General features: G+C 71.3%; 19 protein-coding genes. 18 read left to right on the forward strand and 1 reads right to left on the reverse strand.

Features of this window, described 5'->3' with window-relative positions; translation table 11 throughout:
* Window positions 1-34: 34 nt before the first annotated feature.
* Genes metK through AC1DDU_RS17010 form a run of 4 tightly spaced genes read left to right on the forward strand, consistent with a single transcriptional unit; the run spans window position 35 to window position 5,572 of the window.
* Window positions 35-1,228, forward strand: a complete 1,194-nt coding sequence (metK, locus tag AC1DDU_RS16995) for a methionine adenosyltransferase (protein ID WP_477436139.1) — start codon at window positions 35-37, stop codon at window positions 1,226-1,228.
* A gap of 10 nt (window positions 1,229-1,238) precedes the next feature.
* Window positions 1,239-3,260: a primosomal protein N' family DNA-binding protein gene (locus AC1DDU_RS17000; protein WP_477436141.1), complete on the forward strand. Its 2,022-nt coding sequence runs from the start codon at window positions 1,239-1,241 to the stop codon at window positions 3,258-3,260.
* 21 nt (window positions 3,261-3,281) lie between these two features.
* Window positions 3,282-4,205, forward strand: a complete 924-nt coding sequence (fmt, locus tag AC1DDU_RS17005) for a methionyl-tRNA formyltransferase (RefSeq protein ID WP_477436143.1) — start codon at window positions 3,282-3,284, stop codon at window positions 4,203-4,205.
* A complete protein-coding gene (locus AC1DDU_RS17010; RefSeq protein ID WP_477436145.1) occupies window positions 4,202-5,572 on the forward strand; it encodes an RsmB/NOP family class I SAM-dependent RNA methyltransferase in 1,371 nt (456 codons plus the stop codon). Before fmt ends, AC1DDU_RS17010 begins: the two co-directional genes overlap by 4 nt.
* Here the strand turns inward: AC1DDU_RS17010 and glsA are convergent, their stop codons facing one another.
* Window positions 5,573-6,745 carry a glutaminase A gene (glsA, locus tag AC1DDU_RS17015; protein ID WP_477436147.1) on the reverse strand — a complete coding sequence of 391 codons (1,173 nt, stop codon included), beginning with the start codon at window positions 6,743-6,745 and terminating at the stop codon, window positions 5,573-5,575.
* Window positions 6,746-6,765: 20 nt separating this feature from the next.
* Between glsA and rpe the strand changes: the two genes are divergently transcribed.
* The 14 genes from rpe to pyk all read left to right on the forward strand — a co-directional run bounded on the left by rpe (window position 6,766) and on the right by pyk (window position 22,159).
* Window positions 6,766-7,461, forward strand: coding sequence for a ribulose-phosphate 3-epimerase (gene rpe, locus AC1DDU_RS17020; protein WP_477436148.1), 696 nt, complete (start codon window positions 6,766-6,768; stop codon window positions 7,459-7,461).
* A gap of 52 nt (window positions 7,462-7,513) precedes the next feature.
* Window positions 7,514-7,777, forward strand: coding sequence for a phosphoribosyl-ATP diphosphatase (locus AC1DDU_RS17025; protein ID WP_477436150.1), 264 nt, complete (start codon window positions 7,514-7,516; stop codon window positions 7,775-7,777).
* A 43-nt stretch (window positions 7,778-7,820) separates the two neighbouring features.
* Window positions 7,821-8,663, forward strand: a complete 843-nt coding sequence (hisG, locus tag AC1DDU_RS17030) for an ATP phosphoribosyltransferase (RefSeq protein WP_477436152.1) — start codon at window positions 7,821-7,823, stop codon at window positions 8,661-8,663.
* 16 nt (window positions 8,664-8,679) lie between these two features.
* Complete coding sequence (gene hisF / locus AC1DDU_RS17035) at window positions 8,680-9,453, forward strand: imidazole glycerol phosphate synthase subunit HisF (protein ID WP_477436154.1); 774 nt, start codon at window positions 8,680-8,682, stop codon at window positions 9,451-9,453.
* Window positions 9,450-9,815 carry a phosphoribosyl-AMP cyclohydrolase gene (hisI, locus tag AC1DDU_RS17040; RefSeq protein WP_477436156.1) on the forward strand — a complete coding sequence of 122 codons (366 nt, stop codon included), beginning with the start codon at window positions 9,450-9,452 and terminating at the stop codon, window positions 9,813-9,815. Before hisF ends, hisI begins: the two co-directional genes overlap by 4 nt.
* Entirely contained in the window at window positions 9,815-10,423 is a 609-nt protein-coding gene (locus AC1DDU_RS17045) for a Trp biosynthesis-associated membrane protein (RefSeq protein ID WP_477436875.1), read from the forward strand. The genes hisI and AC1DDU_RS17045 overlap by 1 nt, the downstream gene beginning before the upstream one ends.
* A gap of 51 nt (window positions 10,424-10,474) precedes the next feature.
* Window positions 10,475-10,705 carry a DUF6704 family protein gene (locus AC1DDU_RS17050; protein WP_477436158.1) on the forward strand — a complete coding sequence of 77 codons (231 nt, stop codon included), beginning with the start codon at window positions 10,475-10,477 and terminating at the stop codon, window positions 10,703-10,705.
* A gap of 3 nt (window positions 10,706-10,708) precedes the next feature.
* Entirely contained in the window at window positions 10,709-11,485 is a 777-nt protein-coding gene (gene trpC, locus AC1DDU_RS17055; RefSeq protein WP_477436159.1) for an indole-3-glycerol phosphate synthase TrpC, read from the forward strand.
* Window positions 11,482-12,690: a tryptophan synthase subunit beta gene (gene trpB / locus AC1DDU_RS17060; protein WP_477436161.1), complete on the forward strand. Its 1,209-nt coding sequence runs from the start codon at window positions 11,482-11,484 to the stop codon at window positions 12,688-12,690. Before trpC ends, trpB begins: the two co-directional genes overlap by 4 nt.
* Window positions 12,687-13,481 (forward strand): tryptophan synthase subunit alpha, encoded by a 795-nt coding sequence (trpA, locus tag AC1DDU_RS17065; protein ID WP_477436163.1) that lies wholly within the window; start codon window positions 12,687-12,689, stop codon window positions 13,479-13,481. Before trpB ends, trpA begins: the two co-directional genes overlap by 4 nt.
* A 66-nt stretch (window positions 13,482-13,547) precedes the next feature.
* Window positions 13,548-14,519, forward strand: coding sequence for a prolipoprotein diacylglyceryl transferase (gene lgt, locus AC1DDU_RS17070; protein ID WP_477436164.1), 972 nt, complete (start codon window positions 13,548-13,550; stop codon window positions 14,517-14,519).
* 76 nt (window positions 14,520-14,595) lie between these two features.
* On the forward strand, window positions 14,596-19,203 hold the full coding sequence (gltB, locus tag AC1DDU_RS17075; protein ID WP_477436166.1) for a glutamate synthase large subunit: 4,608 nt from the start codon (window positions 14,596-14,598) through the stop codon (window positions 19,201-19,203).
* Entirely contained in the window at window positions 19,196-20,662 is a 1,467-nt protein-coding gene (locus tag AC1DDU_RS17080; RefSeq protein ID WP_477436168.1) for a glutamate synthase subunit beta, read from the forward strand. Before gltB ends, AC1DDU_RS17080 begins: the two co-directional genes overlap by 8 nt.
* A 48-nt stretch (window positions 20,663-20,710) precedes the next feature.
* Window positions 20,711-22,159, forward strand: coding sequence for a pyruvate kinase (pyk, locus tag AC1DDU_RS17085; protein ID WP_477436170.1), 1,449 nt, complete (start codon window positions 20,711-20,713; stop codon window positions 22,157-22,159).
* Window positions 22,160-22,203: the final 44 nt, after the last annotated feature.

Raw genomic sequence — 22,203 nt, forward strand, 5'->3', positions numbered from 1 at the left:
CCTGACGACCGGAGCCACGAAAACTGGAGTATCGATGACCGACCTGCGTCTGTTCACGTCCGAATCCGTCACCGAGGGCCACCCCGACAAGATCTGCGACCAGATCTCGGACTCGATCCTCGACGCGATCCTGGACGCGGACCCCAACGGGCGCGTCGCCGTGGAGACGCTCGTCACCACGGGTCTCGTCCACGTCGCCGGCGAGGTGTCGACCTCCGCGTACGTCGAGATCCCGGCGATCGTGCGCGACGTCGTGAACCGCATCGGCTACACCTCCAGCGAGACCGGCTTCGACGGCGGCTCCTGCGGCGTGAGCGTGTCGATCGGCGCGCAGTCCTCCGACATCGCCGCCGGCGTCGACAAGGCCTTCGAGCGTCGCGAGGACGGCTCGGAGGACCCGCACGACCTGCAGGGCGCCGGCGATCAGGGCATCATGTTCGGCTACGCAACCACCGAGACGCCGCAGCTCATGCCGATGGCCGCGTGGACGGCGCACCGCATGGCCGAGCGGCTCGCCGAGGTGCGCCGGTCGGGCGAGCTCCCGTTCCTGCGCCCCGACGGCAAGACGCAGGTCACGCTGGGCTACGACGGCGCCGTCCCGAAGACGGTGGAGTCCGTCGTGCTCTCGACGCAGCACCACCCCGACATCTCGCAGAAGGCGCTGCGCGCCGCCGTCCGCGCCGAGGTCATCGACCCGGTGCTCGAGGCGACCGGGCTCGACCTTCCCGACGTGAAGTTCTACATCAACCCGGCCGGACCGTTCGTCATCGGCGGCCCCAAGGGCGACGCCGGCCTCACCGGACGCAAGATCATCATCGACACGTACGGCGGGGCATCCCGTCACGGCGGCGGGGCGTTCAGCGGCAAGGACCCGTCGAAGGTCGACCGCTCCGCCGCGTACGCGATGCGCTGGGTCGCGAAGAACGCGGTCGCGGCCGGGCTCGCCGACCGCCTCGAGGTGCAGGTCGCCTACGCGATCGGAAAGGCCAAGCCGGTCGGGCTCTACGTCGAGACGTTCGGCACCGGCCGCGTCGACGACGAGGTCATCACGCGGGCGATCCTCGACGTCTTCGATCTGCGCCCGAGGGCGATCATCGACCAGCTCGACCTGCTCCGTCCGATCTACGCGCAGACCGCGGCGTACGGCCACTTCGGCCGCGAGCTGCCCGATTTCACGTGGGAGCGCACCGACCGCGCCGACGCGCTGCGCGCGGCCGCCGGGCTCTGACCCCGGCCGCGTGACCGCGGTGAGCGACGAGCAGCACGGCCCCGACGAGGGCGCGCGGCGCGTGCGTCGTGTCGCGCGCGTGCTCGTGGACTCGCCGCTGCCGCAGCTGGACCGGCTGTTCGACTACGAGATCCCACCCGAGCTTGCCGTCGACGCGCAGCCGGGCGTTCGCGTGCGCGTTCCCTTGCGCAGCGCCGGCCGTGTCGTGGACGGCCTGCTCGTCGAGGTGGGCGAGCCGGATGCCTCCGACCGCCCGCTCTCGCAGCTCGAGGCCGTGGTGTCCCCGGTGCCGGTGCTGCCCCCCGCGCTGTATGCGCTTGCCCGTCGCGCCGCCGACCGCGCCGCGGGATCGGCCGGCGACATCCTGCGTCTGGCGATCCCCAAGCGGATGGTGCGCGCCGAGAAGGCGTGGCTCGCAGCCGACGCGCCCGCACACCCCGTGGTCGACGCCGCGGCGGTGGAGTGGGCGGATGCCGTGCTCGCCGTGTATCCCGGGTTCGCCGAGGCGCTGGAGCAGCGCGAACGACTCGCGGTCGATGCTCCGCCGTCCCCGACGTTGCTCGAGGACGGCACCGTGGTCGGCTCATGGGCCGTGCTGTTGGCGGCTGCTGCCACGCGCACGCTGGCGTCGGGGCGGAGCGCGGTCATCGCCGTCCCGGACCACCGGGACCGTGCCCAGCTGGAGGCGGCGCTGGGAGGCCGCATCCCCGACGAGGCCTTCGTCCGCGACGACGCGAAGCAGAGCGGACCTGCCCGCTACGCGGCGTTCCTGCGCACGCTGTCCGAGGCCCCGTGCGTCGTGATCGGCAACCGGTCGACCGTGTACGCCCCTGTCGCCGATCTGGGTCTGATCGCACTCTGGGACGACGGCGACCCGCTCCTCGCCGAGCCCCTCAGCCCCGGCGTGCACGCGCGCGATGCCGCGCTGCTGCGCCAGGAGCTCGACGGCAGCGCCCTCGTGTTCGCCGGCCACACCCGCACGACCGATGTCGAACGACTCGTCGGCATCGGCTGGGTGCGCGAGCTTCCCGCCGCGCGGCGTCAGAGCCCGCGCGTCGTGCTGAGCGCGAATCGCGAGGGCGAGTCGCGCGCCGCGCGGGTGCCGTCCTCGGCGTTCGCCGCCGCACGCGAGGCTCTCGCCGACGGTCCGGTGCTGGTGCAGGTGGCCCGGCCCGGCTATGCGCCCGTCCTGGTGTGCGCGAAGTGCCGGCATCCCGCCCGCTGCGCGCACTGCGGCGGGCCGTTGCACGCCGCCCGGCACGGCGCCGTCCCGGCGTGCACGTGGTGCGGCCGGGCCGCACACGCCTGGAGCTGCCCGGAGTGCTCCTCGACCATGCTGCGCATGGCCTCGTCGGGGAGCGAACGGACGGCGGACGAGCTCGGTCGGGCTTTTCCCGGCATCCGGGTCATCGTCGCCGACGGCGATCATCCGGTGGCTCAGGTCGACGCGCGCCCGGCGCTGGTCGTGGCGACCCGTGGCGCCGAGCCGCTCGCGATCGGCGGCTACCGGGCCGTGATCCTGCTCGACGGCGACAAGATGCTGATGGCCGACGACCTCCGCATCGGCGAGTCGTGCCTGCGCTGGTGGTCCAACGCCGCCGCGCTGGCCGCGCCCGGCGCGCCGGTGCATCTCGTGGGCGTCGGGGGAGACGTGGCACGGGCCCTCGCCACGTGGACGCAGGCGCAGTACGCACGGGCGGAGCTGGCAGACCGCGCGCCGCTGCGGATGCCGCCGACGATCCGCGTCGCGGCGCTGGACGGTCCGCGCCGTGCCGTCGATACCGCCCTCGCCGACCTGCGGGAGGCCGTTCCCGAGCTCGACCCCGAGGCCGTCCTCGGTCCGATCGCCCGTGAAGACGCCGTGCGCGCCCTCGTGCGGTTCGACTACGGCCTCGGCGCGCGCGTGACCGAGAGTCTGCGGGCCTCGGTCGTGGCGCACGCGGTGAAGGGCCGCCGCCCAGCCAAGGGACGCGCTCCGGGGGCCGCCAATACACTGAAGGTTCGGGTAGACGTGCCCGACCTCGACCTCTGATCCTCGACGTTCAGGAGCCTCATGCGTCTCGTCTTCGCCGGCACACCCGCGCCGGCGGTCCCGTCGCTGCAGCGATTGGCGGCATCCGGTCACGACATCGCCGCGGTCGTCACCCGCAACGACGCGCCCATCGGCCGCAAGCGCGTGCTGACGCCGTCGCCGGTGGCCGCCGCCGCGACCGAGCTCGGACTGCCGGTGATCCGCGCCGACCGGCTCGACGCCGCGGTGACCGCAGAGATCGCAGCGCTGGAGCCGGAGCTCGGCGTGATCGTCGCGTACGGCGGCCTCGTCCGCGAGCCGCTGCTGTCGACGCCCGAGCACGGCTGGATCAACCTCCACTTCTCGCTGCTGCCGCGCTGGCGTGGCGCGGCACCGGTGCAGCACGCGCTCATCGCGGGCGATGCGCAGACCGGGGCCAGCGTGTTCCAGCTCGTCCCCGAGCTGGACGCGGGAGCCGTCTTCGGCGAGTTCGCCCTCGACATGCCCGCCGGGACCACCGCGGGAGAGCTGCTGTCGATGCTCGCCGAGGACGGCGCGGGGCTCCTGGAGGACGTCGTCGGCGACATCGCGGCCGGGACCGCCGTCGCGCGCCCTCAGATCGGCGAGCCGACGTACGCGGGCAAGCTCGGCGACGAGGACGGCCGCATCCGCTGGGACGAGCCCGCTGCGGCGGTGCTCGGGCGGATCCTCGGCGTGACCCCCGAGCCCGGTGCGCACACGACCATCGACGGTGCGCGATTCAAGGTGCTCGCCGCCGCCCCGGCCGGGGATGACACGCCGCGACTGGCACCCGGTGTGCTCGCCCTCCACGGCAAGCAGGTGATCGCAGGAACCGCATCGGCGCCGATCGCGCTGGAGACGGTGCAGCCGGCCGGCAAGGGCGCGATGCGTGCCGCCGACTGGTGGCGCGGCCTGCGCGAGACGACCCCGGTGGCGGGATCGTGAGCCGCACGGTCGCGGCGCGCCGCGTCGCCTACGAGACCCTGCGTGCCGTCCACGAATCGGACGCCTATGCGAATCTGCTGCTGCCGACGGCGATCGGGCGGGCGGGGCTGTCGACCGCCGACGCCGCCCTGGCGACCGAGCTCACCTACGGCACGCTCCGCCGGCAGGGCACCTACGACGCGGTGATCGCCATCGCCGCCGACCGTCCCGTCTCGGACGTCGACCCCGCCGTGCTCGACGCGCTCCGCCTGGGGGTGCACCAGCTGCTCTCGACGCGCGTCGCCTCGCACGCCGCCGTGAACGAATCGGTCGAACTCGCCCGCGCTGCCGGCGGGCGCGGCGCCGCCGGCTTCGCGAACGCGGTCCTGCGCCGCATCTCCCGCGACACGCCGGGCGACTGGATGACGCATGTCGCCGCGAGTGCCCGGTCCGACGACGAGCAGCTCGGCCTGCTGTTCTCGCACCCGGTGTGGGTCGTCCGGGCGTTCCGGCGGGCGCTGGCCGCCGAGGGGCGCGCCGACGAGCTCGAGGCCCTCCTGACGGCCGACAACGCGTCGCCGCGCGTGACCATGGCCGCGCTGCCGGATCTCGCCGACGTGCCGGAGGACGCCCGGCGCACGCCGTTCTCGCCCATCGGCTTCCGTCTGGGCGGCGGCGACCCCGATGCGATGGTGCGGGGCTCGGGCGGCCGCATCCGCGTGCAGGACGAGGGCTCGCAGCTGGCCGCCCTCGCTCTCACCCGCGCACTGCCGGTGAATGCGGGGGAGCGGTGGCTCGATCTGTGCGCCGGCCCGGGCGGGAAGACCGCGGTGCTGGCGGCCGAGGCGCTCGCACACGGCGCGGCGCTGGAGGCGAACGAGATCTCGCCGGCCCGCGCCGGACTGGTGCGGCAGGCGATCGCCGGCGTGCCGCTGGAGGTGCCCGTATCGGAGCAGGACGGCCGCACCCGCGCCGAAGAGGCGCCGCAGAGCTATGACCGCATCCTCGTGGATGCCCCGTGCACGGGTCTCGGCGCCTTGCGACGTCGCCCCGAGGCGCGGTGGCGCAAGGCGCCCAGCGACGTCCCCGCGCTCAGCGAGCTTCAGCGCGAGTTGCTCAGCGCCGCCGTCGGCGCGCTCAAGCCGGGCGGCGTCGTTGCCTACGTCACCTGCTCGCCGCATCTCGCCGAGACATCGGGCGTGGTCGCCGACATCCGTCGCGAATGGGGTGCGGCGCTCGAGGAGCTCTCGGCTCGCGACGTCATCACCGCACTCGCGGACGCCGATCCCGTCCTGCCGCCGCAGGCCGACGGGAGCGGGCGGGCGCAGCTGTGGCCGCACCGCCACAACACCGACGCGATGTCGGTCTCGCTGCTGCGTCGGGTCTGATCACTCGCGCAGCGTGAAGCTGCGCGGCATCCCCTCGAACTCGGCGCGCAGGGCGGTCAGGGCCTCACGATGCGTGCGCCCGAGGTCGCGGGCGTCGACGGTGACCTGGGCTCCCTCGGGCATCGCGTCGGCGAGCTCACGCAGCACGGCGACCACGCGTTCCGTGCCCGCGAGGCCCAGTTCGCCCGAAAGGCGCAGGACGCGGCCGTGATCGGTGTCCTCGACGGTGAACGCGGGGACGGCGACGCTGTCGTGGGGCTCGAGCAGATGCATGCCGAACCGCTCGGCGAGCGTCTCGATGACGGCGATGCCGCGCACGGAGTTGCCGTGGGCGTCCAGCCGCGGGCTGAAGGCGGCGACGCCGAACTGCGACGGGGCGACGGCGAGCAGTCCGCCGCTCACCCCGCTCTTGGCCGGAAGGCCCACCCGCAGCAGCCACTCGCCGGAGTAGTCGTACATGCCGCAGCTTGTCATGATCGACAGCACATCACGGGCGACGGCCTCGGCGACGACGCGGTCGCCGGTCACCGGGTTGACCCCGCCGAAGGCGAGGGTCGCCGCCATCACGGCGAGATCGCGGGCGGTGACCAGAAGCGAGCACTGCCGGAAGTACGTCTCGACGGCGATGTCGACGGAGCCGTCGACGATGCCGTACGAGCGCAGGAGGTGGGCGAGCGCCCGGTTGCGGTCGCCGGTCGCCGACTCCGACGCGTAGACCTGCTCGTCGACCCACAGCGACCGGCCGGCGAAGGCCGAGAGCCCCTCCACGATGAGCGCGGTGCGGTCGTCGACGCCGTCACCGGGGATGAGGGCGGATGTCGCGATCGCGCCGGCGTTGACCATCGGGTTGGCCGGGCGCCCGGTGCCGGGCTCGAGGCTGATCGCGTTGAACGGCTCGCCGCTGGGCTCGGCGCCGACCTTGCGCAGCACCGCGTCGCGGCCACGCTGCGCCAGGGCAAGTGCCAGGACGAAGGGCTTGGAGATCGACTGGATCGTGAACTCGTGGTCGACGTCGCCGACGGCGCGGACCCGCCCGTGCGGGCCGACGGCGGCGAGGGCGAGCCGGTCCGGGTCGGCGGCCGCGAGCTCGGGGATGTACCCGGCCGGTGCGCCGTCGTCGTGCGGGCGGACGTCTTCGAGAACCTCGTGCAGCAGCGACGTGATCGGATCCACGGCTCGACCATAATGGACGCGTGCTCCCGACCTCCGAGAACGGCCGCCAGGGCGGCATCCGCATCAATCCCAGCATCCTGGCCGCCGACTTCGTGAACATGCAGGCCGAGCTCGCACGGATCGCGACCGCCGACTTCGTGCACGTGGACGTGATGGACAACCACTTCGTCCCGAATCTGACGTTCGGGCCGCAGATGGTGGAGCGCATCCAGGCGACGAGCCCCGTGCCGCTGGATGTCCATCTCATGATCAGCGACCCCGATCGCTGGGCGCCGGGGTATGCGGAGCTGGGCGCCGCGTCGGTCACCTTCCACCTGGAGGCCGCGACCGAGCCGGTCGCGCTGGCACGCCGGCTGCGCGACATCGGCGCCCGCGCGGGCGTCGCGGTCAAGCCCGCGACGCCGGTCGACGGCCTCTTCGACCTGCTCGACGACTTCGACCAGATCCTCGTGATGACCGTCGAGCCCGGGTTCGGCGGGCAGTCGTTCATGCCCGAGACGATGCCCAAGCTGCGCAGGCTCGCCGACGAGGCGCGGCGTCGAGGGTCATCGGTCTGGCTGCAGGTCGACGGCGGCATCGCGGACGCGACCATCGCGCAGGCCGCCGAGGCCGGTGCCGACACATTCGTCGCGGGGTCCGCCGTGTTCGGCGCCGCCGACCCGGCCAACGCGATCGCGGGCCTGCGCGCGGCCGCCGCCGCGCACCACATCCACTGAGCCGCCGTCACGCGGCGCCGCGGCATCCTCCCGGTTCGATACCCTGGGTGTTGTGAAGACGTTCGACACGCTGTACGCCGAGCTCGCCGCGAAAGCGGTCGAGCGCCCCGAGGGATCGGGCACCGTCGCGCAGCTGGACGCCGGCGTCCACGCGATCGGCAAGAAGATCGTGGAGGAGGCCGCCGAGGTCTGGATGGCGGCCGAGTACGAGTCGACGGATGCCACGGCCGAGGAGATCTCGCAGCTGCTGTACCACCTGCAGGTGCTGATGCTCGCGAAGGGGCTGAGCCTCGAGGACGTCTACCGACATCTCTGAGCGCGCGCTCCCATCCGCCCTCGAACCCGAAAGCCCCGCTGCCATGCTGCGAATCGCCGTGCCGAACAAGGGATCGCTCGCCGAGACCGCCTCAGAGATGCTCCACGAGGCGGGCTACATCGGTCGTCGCGACCCCAAGGACCTCCACGTCATCGACCCCCAGAACGAGGTCGAGTTCTTCTACCTCCGCCCGAAAGACATCGCCACGTACGTCGGCTCCGGCGCGCTGGACGTCGGCATCACCGGCCGCGACCTGCTGCTGGACGCCCGCATGCCCGGCGCCCGCGAGATCGAGGCCCTCGGCTTCGGCGACTCGACCTTCCGTTTCGCGGGCCCTCCCGGACGCTTCTCGGCCGTGCAGGACCTCGAGGGCGCCCGTGTCGCGACCGCCTACCCCGGCCTGGTCGACGCGTTCCTCGACGAGCACGGCGTGGCCGTCGACCTGGTCCCGCTGGACGGCGCGGTCGAGTCGGCGGTGCGGCTGGGAGTGGCGGATGCCGTCGCCGACGTGGTCTCGACCGGCACCACGCTGCGCCAGGCGGGGCTCGAGATCTTCGGCCCGGTGCTGCTGCAGTCCGAGGCCGTGCTGATCACGTCGCCCGCCGAGGCGGAGGGCACCGAGACGCTGCTGCGGCGCCTGCGCGGCGTCATGGTCGCCCGGCGCTACGTGATGGTCGACTACGACCTGCCCGTCGCCCTTGTCGACGAGGCGGTCAAGATCGCCGGCGGCATCGAGTCGCCCACGATCTCGCCGCTGCGCGACCCGGAGTGGGTCGCGGTGCGCGTCATGGTCGCCCGCAAGGGCGTCAACCAGGTCATGGACGCGCTGTACGCCATCGGCGCCCGCGCCATCCTCGTCACCGCGATCCACAACGCGAGACTCTGATGAGGGGGACCGTGTCATGAGCCTGGTCTGCCGCGTCATCCCGTGTCTCGACGTCGCCGCGGGCCGCGTCGTCAAGGGCGTGAACTTCCAGAACCTGCGCGACATGGGCGACCCCGTCGAGCTCGCGCGGGAGTACTTCCGCCAGGGCGCCGACGAGATCACCTTCCTCGACGTCACGGCGACCGTCGACGAGCGCTCCACGACGTACGACGTCGTGCGCCGGACGGCCGAAGAGGTCTTCATCCCGCTCACCGTCGGCGGGGGAGTGCGCTCCACCGACGACGTCGCGCGGCTGCTGGCGGTGGGCGCCGACAAGATCGGCGTCAACTCGGCGGCGATCGCGCGTCCGGGTCTGCTCGACGAGATCGCCGACCGGTTCGGCGCCCAGGTGCTGGTGCTCTCGCTCGACGTCAAGCGTTCTCCCGCGACCGAGTCGGGCTTCGTGGTCACCACGCACGGCGGCCGCACCGAGACGACGCTCGACGCGCTGGAGTGGGCTCGCGAGGCGATCGACCGCGGCGCGGGGGAGCTCCTGGTGAACTCCATCGACGCCGACGGCACCAAGCAGGGGTTCGACCTGGAACTCGTCGCGCTGATGCGCGAGCTCGCCAGCGTGCCGGTGATCGCCTCGGGTGGCGCCGGCAAGGCGGAGGACTTCGGCCCGGCGATCGAAGCGGGGGCGGACGCCGTGCTCGCGGCATCCGTCTTCCACTCCGGACAGCTCACCGTGGGCGACGTCAAGGCGGCGATGACCGCCGAGGGCATCCCGGTGAGAGAGGTGGCGGCATGAGTGAGACGGTCGACGAGCGCGTCGCGCGCGTCACGTACAACGGCGACGGGCTGGTCGCCGCGATCATCCAGCAATGGGACACCCGTGAGGTGCTCATGCTGGGCTGGATGGATGCCGAAGCCCTCCGTCGCACGCTGACCGAGGGTCGCGTCACCTTCTGGTCGCGCTCCCGCCAGGAGTACTGGCGCAAGGGCGACACGTCCGGTCACATCCAGCTCGTGCGCGAGGCGCGCCTGGACTGCGACGGCGACGCGGTGCTGGTCGAGGTCGAGCAGGTGGGTCCCGCCTGCCACACCGGCACCCGCACGTGCTTCGACGCGGACGACCTGGAGGCCGTGCGCGGCCCGGAGCCGGTCGCGTGATCCGCCGCGCACGGCTGATGTCGGTCGTCGTCATCGTCGCCTGCGGTGCGCTGGGCGTGATCTCGTCCACCCAGACCTGGCTGACGGTCGTGCTCGACGACGGCGCCCACCACGCGCTCGAGGTGCCCGGTGCCTCGGCGGTGCCCGTCCTCGCCCCGCTCAGCCTGGCCGTTCTCGCGCTCGGCGCCGCGCTGTCGATCGTCGGACTCGCGCTGCGCTACGTCTTCGGCGCCCTGGCGGTCCTCATCGGCGGGCTGCTGGCCTGGCTGACCGCGGCCGTGGTGTTCCAGCATCCCGTCTCGGCGGTCGCCTCGGTCGTGACCGAGGCGACAGGCATCGCGGGGGAGTCGTCGGTCGCGAAGCTGGTCGCGTCCATCACGGCGACGGCCTGGCCGGCGGTCACCCTGGCCGTCTGGGCGGTCCTCGTCGTCGCCGGCGTGTTCGTCCTCGCGACCGGTCACGCGTGGGCGCGCACCGGTCGCCGCTACCGCACGGTCGATGCTCCCCGCACGTCCACCCCGGCCGGATCCCGGCCCCACGACGCGGCCGGATCGCGCTCCATCGACGACTGGGACGACCTGTCGCGTGGCGAGGATCCGACCGCCTGACCGCTAGACTGGCGGCGTCCCGCGCTTCCCAGGATTACCGAGGAGATTTCCATGAGCAACAACATCGGCGACCCCGGCCACGGACACTCGCCCGCCGCCTGGACGGCCGTCGTGATCATGCTCATCGCGGTCACGCTGGGCACCGTGTTCTTCTTCCTCGACATGCCCGCACTGGTCTGGGCGTCGGCCGGACTCCTCCTCATCGGCCTCATCGTGGGCTGGGCGATGGCCAAGGCCGGCTACGGCGTGAACGGCTCGAAGTACGCCGCGAAAGAGCACTGAGCCGTGCTCGCCGACCTGACGGCCGGCGCAGTCGAGGATGCCGAGGCCCGCGCCTCGGTGCGCCCCCTGGCGACGGTCGAGGCCGCAGCCCTCGCGCAGCGTCCTGCGCTCGACGTCCTCTCTGCGCTCGCTCCCTCCGATCGCGTCAAGATCATCGCCGAGGTCAAGCGCGCGAGCCCCTCGCGCGGTGACCTCGCCGACATCCCCGACCCGGCGCTGCAGGCACGCCGCTACGAAGAGGGCGGGGCATCCGCCATCTCGGTCCTCACCGAGGGGCGCCGCTTCAAGGGCAGCCTCGCCGATCTCGAGGCCGTGAAGGCCGCGGTCGCGCTGCCCGTGCTGCGCAAGGACTTCATCGCCACCGAGTACCAGGTGCTCGAGGCGCGCGCGTCGGGCGCCGACCTGGTGCTCCTCATCGTCGCCGCACTCGAGCAGGACGTGCTCGAGCGGCTCTACGCGTTCACGCAGCAGCTCGGCATGACCGCCCTCGTCGAGACGCACTCGGCCGATGAGGTCGACCGCGCCGCCGACCTCGGCGCGCGCCTGGTCGGCGTCAACGCACGCGACCTCTCCACGTTCCAGCTCGACCGCGACCTGTTCGGGCGCCTCGCGGAGCGCATCCCGGCGGACGCGGTCAAGATCGCCGAGTCCGCGGTGCTCGTGCCCGAGGACGTCGCCCACTACCGGGCGTCCGGCGCAGACGTCGTCCTCGTCGGCGAGGCCCTGGTCACCAACGACCCCGTGTCCACCCTGCGCGCATTCCTGGAGGCAGGCGCATGAGTCTTCGTGAGGCCGCCGGGCCCCTGTTCGGCGAGTTCGGCGGGCGCTACATGCCCGAGTCGCTCATCGCCGCGATCGACGAGCTGACCGCCGAGTACGAGGCCGCGAAGGCCGATCCGGCGTTCCAGGCCGAGTTCGTGAGCCTGCTGCACTCGTACGCAGGGCGCCCGTCCCCGATCACCGAGGTGCCGCGCTTCGCCGAGCACGCCGGCGGTGCGCGCGTGTTCCTCAAGCGCGAGGACCTCAACCACACCGGATCGCACAAGATCAACAACGTCCTGGGCCAGGCGCTGCTCACCAAGCGCCTCGGCAAGACGCGGGTCATCGCCGAGACCGGCGCGGGCCAGCACGGCGTCGCGACGGCGACCGCTGCGGCCCTGTTCGGCTTCGACTGCACGATCTACATGGGCGAGGTCGACACCGAGCGCCAGGCTCTCAACGTGGCGCGCATGCGCCTGCTGGGCGCCGAGGTCATCCCGGTCACGACGGGATCCCGCACGCTCAAGGACGCCATCAACGACGCCTACCGCGACTGGGTCGCCAGCGTCGAGACCACGAACTACATCTTCGGCACCGCGGCAGGGCCGCATCCGTTCCCCGCCATGGTCCGCGACTTCCAGAAGGTCATCTCGGAGGAGGCGCGCGCGCAGCTCCTCGATGAGGCCGGCCGGCTCCCGGACGCCGTGCTGGCGTGCGTGGGCGGCGGCTCGAACGCGATCGGCATGTTCGACGCGTTCCTCGACGACGAGGGCGTCAAGCTCTACGGCGTCGAAGCCGCCGGCGACGGCGTCGACACACCTCGTCACGCGGCATCCATCGAACGCGGCCGCCCGGGCGTGCTCCACGGCGCGAAGACGTACGTGCTGCAGGACGAGGACGGCCAGACGATCGAGTCCCACTCGATCTCGGCGGGCCTGGACTACCCGGGCGTCGGCCCGGAGCACGCGTGGCTGGCCTCCATCGGCCGCGCCGAGTACATCCCCGCGACCGACGACGAGGCGATGCAGGCGCTGCGCCTGCTGTCGCGGACCGAGGGCATCATCCCGGCGATCGAGTCCGCGCACGCCCTCGCCGGTGCGCTGCGGATCGGCCGGGAGCTCGGCCCCGACGCCATCCTCGCGGTGTGCCTGTCCGGTCGCGGCGACAAGGACATGGACACCGCCGCCCGCTACTTCCACCTGTACGACGAGGAGGCCGGGGCATGAGCTCGCGCGTCGCCGCGGCGATCGACGCCGCCCACGCCGAGGGCCGCGGCGCATTCGTCGGCTACCTCCCGCTCGGGTTCCCGGATCTGAGCACGAGCATCGAGGCCGCGGTCACGCTGGCCGAGAACGGCGCCGACATCCTCGAGCTCGGCCCGCCGTACTCCGACCCGGTCATGGACGGCACCGTCATCCAGGAGGCCACGCAGGCCGCCCTGGCCCGCGGCTTCCGCCTGCGCGACACGTTCACTGCGGTGCGCGAGATCACGCGGCGCGTGGATGTGCCGGTGCTCGTGATGACGTACTGGAACCCCGTGATGCAGTACGGCGTCGACCGCTACGCCGACGACCTGCTCGTCGCGGGCGGAGCCGGGCTCATCACGCCCGACATCACGCCGGAAGCCGCACCCGAGTGGATCGCCGCCAGCGAGCGGACGGGCCTGGACCGCGTCTTCCTCGCGGCACCCACGTCGACCGACGAGCGCCTGGACCTCATCGTCCGCAACTCGACGGGCTTCGTCTACACCGTCTCGACCATGGGCATCACGGGGGAGCGCGCGCAGCTGGATGCGGCCGCGCGAACGCTGGTGTCCCGGCTGCGAGAGCACGGCGCCGAGCACGCCTGCGTCGGCATCGGCATCTCCAACGCCGAGCAGGTCGCGGGTGTGCTGGAGTACGCCGACGGCGCGATCGTGGGCACCGCGCTGGTCCGCGCCCTGCGCGAAGGCGGTCTCGAAGGCCTCGCCACGACGGCGCGCGCCCTCGCCGCGGGCACCGCTCTCGACGCGAACTAGACTTCTCAGGTCGGCGGATGCCGCCGGCCGCCACCTGCACGGATCCAGCAAGGACACGGTTCTCCCATGATCACCGCCGCCGCGAGCGTCGTCGCCAGCATCCCGAGCCCGCCGATCAGCTACTTCGACATCGGCCCCCTGCGGATCCACATCTACGCGCTGTGCATCATCACGGGCATCATCATCGCGACGCTGTGGACCAACGCCCGCCTCACCAAGCGCGGGGCCGAGCCGTGGGTCGTGATCGACATCGCCCTCATCGCGGTGCCGCTGGCGATCATCGCAGCGCGCATCTACCACGTGCTGACGCACTGGAGCTTCTACTTCGGCGAAGGAGCCAATCCCTGGTCCGCCCTGTACATCTGGGAGGGCGGCATCGCGATCTACGGCGCCCTCATCGGCGGTGCGATCGGTGCGTGGCTCGGATGCCGGTGGACCGGCATCCGCTTCTGGACCTTCGCCGACGCCCTCGCGCCCGGGCTGCTGCTGGCGCAGGCGATCGGCCGGTTCGGCAACTGGTTCAACCAGGAGCTGTTCGGATGGCCCACCGACGTCCCGTGGGGCCTCGAGATCGACTATCCGAACCCCGCGTGGCCGATCGGCCTTCCCGAGGGCACGCTGTTCCACCCGACGTTCCTGTACGAGGTCATCTGGAACACCCTCGGCGTGATCTTCCTCGTGTGGGTCGGTCGCCGCTTCCGTCTGCAGTGGGGGCGCCTGTTCGGTCTGTACCTGGTCTGGTACAGCGGCGGACGCATCGTCTGGGAGTCGATCCGCATCGACCCGAGCGACATCTTCCTCGGCATCCGCACCAACGTGTGGGCCGCCATCGCGGGCGTCGTCATCGGTCTGACGATCTTCTTCGTGCAGAAGCGCCGTCACCCCGGGCTGGAGCCGTCACCCTATGTGTCCGGACGCGAATGGACGGCCGGACAGGCTGTACAATCGCAGAACACCGACGACTTCGTCGACGTCAGCGAACCCGTGACGTCCGAGATCGACGGGGCCAGCGCCACAAGCACTCCTGCCACCAAGTAACGCGCCTCATCCCCCAGAGGCGTGCGCACAGGGCCGACGTCGTCCCATCTTGATTATCAACGTGAGGACGGTAGGTATGGCTTCGAGCCCCCGTCACGTCGCCTCCCAGGAGGCGAGCACCCCCGCATCATCCGGCCGGGCCGGATTCCCGCAGAAGCAGGGGATGTACAACCCCGCTTTCGAGAAGGATGCCTGTGGCCTGGCCATGGTCGCCACGCTTCGCGGCGAGGCCGGCCACGACATCATCGAGCTGGCGCTGACCGCGCTGCGCAACCTCGAGCACCGAGGCGCGATCGGCTCGGACGCCGGCACCGGTGACGGCGCGGGAATCCTGACGCAGATGCCGGACGCGTTCCTGCGTGCGGTCGTCGGCTTCGACCTGCCCCCGGTCGGGGAGTACGCCGCGGGCATGGTGTTCCTGCCCCGCGACGACGAGGCGCGCACCGCGCAGAAGTCGGGGATCGAGCGGATCGCGGCATCCGAGGGCCTGACCGTGCTCGGCTGGCGCGAGGTCCCGACCGCCGACGAGCACCTGGGCAAGCTGGCGTTCGCCGCGCGCCCGGTGTTCGAGCAGCTGTTCGTGTCTCGCCCCGCGATCGGGAGCGAAGCGGCCCTGTCGGGCATCGCGCTGGACCGCCGCACCTTCCGTCTGCGCAAGCGCGCGCGCACCGAGCTCGACGCCTACTTCGTGTCCCTGTCGGCCCGCACCCTCGGCTACAAGGGCATGGTCACGACTCTCCAGCTCGAGCCGTTCTACCCCGACCTGACCGACGAGCGGTTCGCGTCGGAGCTGGCCGTCGTGCACTCGCGGTACTCCACCAACACGTTCCCGTCGTGGCCGCTGGCGCAGCCGCTGCGCATGCTCGCGCACAACGGCGAGATCAACACCGTCAACGGCAACCGCAACTGGATGCGCGCGCGTCAGTCGCAGCTCGAATCCGAGCTGCTGGGCGACATCGAGCCGCTGCTGCCGATCTGCACCGAGGGCGCCAGCGACTCGGCGTCGTTCGACGAGGTGCTCGAGCTCCTCACGCTCACCGGCCGCAGCCTGCCGCACGCCATCATGATGATGGTGCCGGAGGCCTACGAGAAGCAGGCCGACATCGACCCGAAGCTGCGGGCGTTCTACGAGTTCCACTCGATGCAGATGGAACCCTGGGACGGCCCCGCCGCGCTCATCTTCACCGACGGCACGATGGTCGGCGCGACGCTGGACCGCAACGGCCTGCGTCCCGGACGCTGGACCGAGACCACTGACGGCCTCATCGTCATCGGCAGCGAGACCGGCGTGCTCGACTTCGAGCCCGAGCGCATCAAGCGCCGCGGGCGTCTGCGTCCCGGCCGCATGTTCCTCGTCGACACGGCCGAGCGCCGCATCATCGAGGACGACGAGATCAAGGCCCAGCTGGCCGATCTCGCACCGTGGCAGGAATGGCTCGACGGCGGACGCGTGCGCCTGGCCGACCTCCCCGAGCGCGAGCACATCGTGCACCCGATCGCCTCGATCACCCGCCGTCAGCGCACGTTCGGGTACACCGAGGAAGAGGTCAAGATCCTCCTCACCCCGATGGGGCAGACCGGAGCCGAGCCGCTGGGCGCGATGGGCTCCGACACCCCTGTCGCCGTGCTGAGCGAGCGCCCGCGCCTGCTGTTCGACTACTTCACGCAGCAGTTCGCGCAGGTGACCAACCCGCCGCTGGACTCGATCCGCGAAGAGGTCGTCACGTCGCTGAGCCTCGGTCTCGGCCCGGAGCGCAACCTGCTCGAGTGGGGTCCCCAGCACACCCGTGTGGTGACGCTGGACTTCCCGGTGATCGACAACGACGAGCTGGCCAAGATCCAGCACATCGACACGGCGCTGCCCGGACGCACGTCGGTCACCATCCGCGGTCTGTACCGCGTCGAGGCCGGCCACAAGGGCATGAAGAAGCGCCTCGAGCAGATGTGCCAGGAGGTCGACCAGGCCATCGAGGACGGCGCGGAGTTCATCGTGCTCTCCGACCGCGACTCCAACAAGGACCTCGCGCCGATCCCGTCGCTGCTCATGCTGGCGGCGGTGCATCACCACCTGATCCGCAACCAGACGCGCATGACGTGCGGTCTCGTGGTCGAGGCGGGCGACGTGCGCGAGGTGCACCACATCGCGACGCTCATCGGCTACGGTGCGTCCGCGGTCAACCCGTACCTCGCGATGGAGACGGTCGAGTACCTGGTGCGCTCCGGCTTCATCACCGGCCTCGCGCCCGAGAAAGCGGTAAAGAACCTGATCTACGCGCTCGGCAAGGGCGTGCTGAAGATCATGTCGAAGATGGGCATCTCGACCGTATCGTCGTACGCGGGCGCGCAGGTGTTCGAGGCGATCGGGCTGTCGCAGGACTTCGTCGACACCTACTTCACCGGCACCGAGTCCAAGCTCGGCGGCGTCGGACTGGACGTCATCGCGGCCGAGAACGCCGCCCGGCACGCGTACGCCTACCCGGAGGATGCCGCCGTCCGCGCACACGAGCGGCTGTGGACCGGCGGCGAGTACCAGTGGCGCCGTGACGGGTCGCCGCACCTCTTCAACCCCGACACGGTGTTCCGGCTGCAGCACTCGACCCGCACGCGCCGCTACGACATCTTCCGCGAGTACACGAAGCTGGTGGACGACCAGGCGAACGAGCTGAAGACGCTCCGCGGCCTGTTCGCGCTCAAGACCGAGGGCCGCACGCCGGTGCCGCTGGACGAGGTCGAGCCGGTGTCGTCGATCGTGAAGCGCTTCTCGACCGGGGCGATGAGCTACGGCTCGATCTCCCGCGAGGCGCATGAGACGCTCGCCGTCGCGATGAACCGCCTCGGCGGCAAGTCGAACACGGGCGAGGGCGGCGAGGATGCGGACCGCCTCCTCGACCCCGAGCGGCGCAGCGCCATCAAGCAGGTCGCGTCGGGACGCTTCGGCGTGACGAGCCTCTACCTCACCGAGGCCGACGACATCCAGATCAAGCTCGCTCAGGGTGCGAAGCCCGGCGAGGGCGGTCAGCTGCCGCCGACCAAGGTGTACCCGTGGGTCGCGCGGACGCGTCACGCGACCGCCGGCGTCGGCCTCATCTCGCCGCCGCCGCACCACGACATCTACTCGATCGAGGACCTCAAGCAGCTGATCTTCGACCTGAAGCGCGCCAACCCGGGCGCACGGGTCCACGTGAAGCTCGTGAGCCAGTCGGGCATCGGGGCGGTCGCCGCCGGCACCGCGAAGGCGCTGGCCGACGTCATCCTGGTGTCGGGTCATGACGGCGGCACCGGCGCGAGCCCGCTGAACTCGCTCAAGCACGCCGGCACGCCGTGGGAGCTCGGCCTCGCCGAGACGCAGCAGACGCTCATGCTCAACGGCATGCGCGACCGCGTGGTGGTGCAGGTCGACGGTCAGCTCAAGACCGGCCGCGACGTCATCATCGGGGCGCTGCTGGGCGCCGAGGAGTTCGGTTTCGCGACCGCGCCGCTGGTGGTGTCGGGGTGCATCATGATGCGCGTCTGCCACCTCGACACGTGCCCCGTCGGCGTCGCGACGCAGAATCCGGCGCTCCGCGCCCGCTTCAACGGCAAGCCCGAGTTCGTCGTGAACTTCATGGAGTTCATCGCCGAAGAGGTGCGCGAGTACCTCGCCGAACTCGGCTTCCGCACGCTCGACGAGGCGATCGGCCGCAGCGACCTGCTCGACGTCGACCGTGCGGTCACGCATTGGAAGACCGGCGGGCTCGACCTGGCTCCGGTGCTCGAAGGCCCCGCCTTCGCCGAGGACGAACCACGTCGCAACACGACGGCGCAGCTGCACGAGCTCGAAGAGCACTTCGACGTCGCGCTCCTGGAGCGTGCGCGCGAGGTCGTCGCGCACGGCGGGCAGATCACGATCGACCTGCCGATCCGCAACACGGAGCGCGCCGTCGGCACCCTGCTCGGCCATCACGTCACGCGTGCGCACGGTGAGAACGGCCTGCCCTCGGGCAGCATCGTCGTAAACCTCACCGGGTCAGCGGGGCAGTCGTTCGGCGCGTTCATGCCGGCCGGCATCACGCTTCGGCTCGAGGGCGACTCCAACGACTACGTCGGCAAGGGGCTCTCGGGCGGCCAGATCGTGGTCCGTCCGCCGCGCGGCGCGACCTTCGACGCCTCGCAGAACGTCATCGCGGGCAACGTGATCGGCTACGGCGCGACGCAGGGCACGCTGTTCCTGCGCGGTGTCGTGGGCGAGCGCTTCTTCGTCCGCAACTCGGGGGCGACCGCGGTCGTCGAGGGCGTGGGGGACCACGCGCTCGAGTACATGACCGGCGGCCTGGCGGTGATCCTCGGCGCGACCGGGCGCAACCTCGGCGCCGGCATGTCCGGCGGCACAGCGTACGTCTACCGGCTCGATCCCAAGCTCGTCAACCGCGAGGCGCTCGCAACCGGCGAGCTCGAGCTCGGCGAGCTGGGTTCCGGGGATGCCGAGATCCTCCGCGACCTGCTCGAACAGCACGTCGCCGAAACCGAATCGACCCTCGCCCAGGCTCTCCTCGACGACTTCGAGGCGGAGCTGGCGAACTTCGTCCGGGTCCTGCCGCGCGACTACGCCGCGGTGCTGCAGACCCGCCAGGAGGCCGTGGCCGAGGGGCTGGACCCCGACGGCGACGTCGTCTGGAACCGCATCCTGGAGGTGACGGGTGGCTGACCCGAAGGGCTTTCTCAAGGTCACCGAGCGCGAACTGCCGCCGCGGCGGCCCGTGCCGGTGCGCATCATGGACTGGAAAGAGGTCTACGAGCCCGGTGACACGGCGGTGCTGCGCCGCCAGGCGGGCCGCTGCATGGACTGCGGCGTGCCGTTCTGCCACAAGGGCTGCCCGCTGGGCAACCTCATCCCCGAGTGGAACGACCTGACCTGGCGCGGCGAGGGCCGCGCCGCCAGTGAGCGCCTGCACGCGACGAACAACTTCCCGGAGTTCACCGGGCGGCTGTGCCCGGCGCCGTGCGAGAGCGCGTGCGTGCTCGGCATCAACCAGCCCGCCGTGACCATCAAGCAGGTCGAGGTCTCGATCGTCGACGAGGCGTTCGCGAACGGCTGGATCGAGCCGGAGCCGCCGGGGCGTCTGACGGGCAAGACCGTCGCCGTCGTCGGGTCGGGTCCTGCCGGACTCGCGGCCGCGCAGCAGCTCACGCGCGCCGGCCACACGGTCGCCGTGTTCGAGCGCGACGACCGCATCGGCGGGCTCCTGCGCTACGGCATCCCCGACTTCAAGATGGAGAAGAAGCACCTCGAGTCGCGGCTTCGCCAGATGCAGGACGAGGGCACGCGGTTCCGCGCGGGTGTCGAGATCGGCAAGGACATCACCTGGTCCGACCTGCGCGCCCGCTACGACGCCGTCGTGATCGCCACCGGATCGACCGTTCCCCGTGAGCTGCCGATCCCCGGCCGCGACCTCGCCGGTGTGCACTTCGCGATGGAGTACCTGGTCGAGTCCAACAAGGCGGTCGCGGGCGACGCGGTGCCCAACCAGATCTCGGCCGAGGGGAAGCACGTCGTCGTCATCGGCGGCGGCGACACCGGCGCGGACTGCATCGGGACGGCGCACCGTCACGGCGCGCTGAGCGTGACCAACCTCGCGATCGGCCGCCGCCCTCCGGGGGAGCGGCCCGAGCACCAGCCCTGGCCGATGGACCCGAACGTGTTCGAGGTGCAGTCGGCGCACGAGGAGGGCGGAGAGCGCTCCTACCTCGCGTCGACCGTCGAGTTCCTCGGCAACGACGCGGGAGAGGTGCGCGCGCTGCGCGTGGCAGAGACCGAGTTCGTCGACGGCCGCCGCGTGCCCAAGAGCGGCACCGAGCGCGAGATCCCCGCCGACCTCGTCCTGATCGCGATGGGTTTCACCGGCCCCGAGCACGCGCTCCTCGAGGAGCAGCTCGGCGCCCGGTTCACCGAGCGGGGCAACGTGCGCCGCGAGGACGACTACCAGACGACCGCCCCGGGCGTGTTCGTGGCCGGCGACGCCGGCCGCGGACAGTCGCTCATCGTCTGGGCGATCGCCGAGGGGCGCGCCGCCGCAGCCAGCGTCGACCGCTTCCTCATGGGGGGGACCGAGCTGCCTGCTCCGGTCCGCCCGACCGATGTCGCCATCGGCCTGCAGCCCGCGTAGGCTGGCCGAGGCACTCGCCACCTTTCAACCCACCCGGAGAAACCACGGATGAGACGCGCCAAGATCGTCGCCACCCTTGGGCCCGCCACGTCGTCATATGAGATGGTCCGCGCGATCATCGATGCCGGCGTCGACGTCGCCCGATTCAATCTGAGCCACGGGGACTACTCGGTCCACGACAACAACTTCGCCAACGTGCGCAAGGCCGCCGACGACGCCGGACGGGCGGTCGCGATCCTCGTCGACCTGCAGGGTCCGAAGATCCGTCTCGGCAAGTTCGAGAACGGACCGCACGAGCTCGCGGTCGGCGACATCTTCAAGATCACCACCGAGGACATCCTCGGCACCAAGGAGATCGTCGGCACCACCTTCAAGGGCCTGCCGCACGACGTCAAGCCCGGTGACTTCCTGCTCATCGACGACGGCAAGGTGCGTGTCCAGGTCGTCGAGACCGACGGCACCGTCGTCACCACCAAGGTGATCGTCGCGGGCCCGGTGTCCAACAACAAGGGCATCAACCTTCCCGGTGTGGCGGTCAACGTCCCCGCACTGTCGGAGAAGGACGAGGCCGACCTGCGCTGGGGTCTGCGCGCCGGCGCCGACCTCATCGCGCTGTCGTTCGTGCGCGACGCGAAGGACGTGCAGCGCGTGCACGTCATCATGGCCGAGGAAGGACGCCACGTCCCGGTCATCGCGAAGATCGAGAAGCCGCAGGCGGTCGACAACCTCGAAGAGATCATCGACGCGTTCGACGGCATCATGGTCGCCCGTGGCGACCTGGGCGTCGAGCTGCCGCTCGAGGCGGTGCCGATCGTGCAGAAGCGCGCCGTCGAGCTCTGCCGTCGCATGGCCAAGCCCGTCATCGTCGCGACGCAGATGCTCGAGTCGATGATCGAGAACCCGGTCCCCACCCGCGCCGAGACGAGCGACGTGGCCAACGCCGTGCTCGACGGCGCGGACGCGGTCATGCTCTCGGGCGAGACCAGCGTGGGCAAGTACCCGGTCGTCGTCGTCGAGACGATGGCCCGCATCGTGGAGTCCACCGAGGAGCACGGCCTGGAGCGCATCCAGCCCTTCACGACCAAGCCCCGCACGCAGGGCGGCGCGATCACGCTGGCCGCGATGGAGGTCGCCGAGTTCGTCGACGCGAAGTTCCTCTGCATCTTCACCGAATCCGGCGACACCGCTCGCCGCATGTCCCGCCTGCGTCCCCGCATCCCGATGATCGGGTTCGCTCCGGAGCCGGCGATCCGTCGGCGCATGGCGCTCACGTGGGGCGTGCAGTCGACGCTCGTCGAGCACGTCGCCCACACCGACCTGATGTTCATCCAGGTCGACGACTACCTGCTGTCGAACGACCTCGCGAAGGTCGGCGACAAGGTCGTCGTGATCTCGGGGTCCCCTCCCGGGATCATCGGCTCCACGAACGACATCCGCATCCACAAGGTGGGCGATGCGGTGCACGGCAAGGCGCCGATCTACAAGAACCACGCCTGACAAGCCCGCCCGGACGGCTGCGACCACTACTGTGGTCGCAGCCG

Source organism: Microbacterium sp. 05T445 (genome assembly GCF_056395865.1).

What these genes read in the sequence shown, in the direction of transcription:
- metK (WP_477436139.1), top strand. Translation starts at nt 35, where the DNA reads ATGACCGACCTGCGTCTGTTCACGTCCGAATCCGTCACCGAGGGCCAC.
- fmt (WP_477436143.1), top strand. Translation starts at nt 3,282, where the DNA reads ATGCGTCTCGTCTTCGCCGGCACACCCGCGCCGGCGGTCCCGTCGCTG.
- hisG (WP_477436152.1), top strand. Translation starts at nt 7,821, where the DNA reads ATGCTGCGAATCGCCGTGCCGAACAAGGGATCGCTCGCCGAGACCGCC.
- hisF (WP_477436154.1), top strand. Translation starts at nt 8,680, where the DNA reads ATGAGCCTGGTCTGCCGCGTCATCCCGTGTCTCGACGTCGCCGCGGGC.
- hisI (WP_477436156.1), top strand. Translation starts at nt 9,450, where the DNA reads ATGAGTGAGACGGTCGACGAGCGCGTCGCGCGCGTCACGTACAACGGC.
- AC1DDU_RS17050 (WP_477436158.1), top strand. Translation starts at nt 10,475, where the DNA reads ATGAGCAACAACATCGGCGACCCCGGCCACGGACACTCGCCCGCCGCC.
- trpB (WP_477436161.1), top strand. Translation starts at nt 11,482, where the DNA reads ATGAGTCTTCGTGAGGCCGCCGGGCCCCTGTTCGGCGAGTTCGGCGGG.
- trpA (WP_477436163.1), top strand. Translation starts at nt 12,687, where the DNA reads ATGAGCTCGCGCGTCGCCGCGGCGATCGACGCCGCCCACGCCGAGGGC.
- lgt (WP_477436164.1), top strand. Translation starts at nt 13,548, where the DNA reads ATGATCACCGCCGCCGCGAGCGTCGTCGCCAGCATCCCGAGCCCGCCG.
- gltB (WP_477436166.1), top strand. Translation starts at nt 14,596, where the DNA reads ATGGCTTCGAGCCCCCGTCACGTCGCCTCCCAGGAGGCGAGCACCCCC.
- pyk (WP_477436170.1), top strand. Translation starts at nt 20,711, where the DNA reads ATGAGACGCGCCAAGATCGTCGCCACCCTTGGGCCCGCCACGTCGTCA.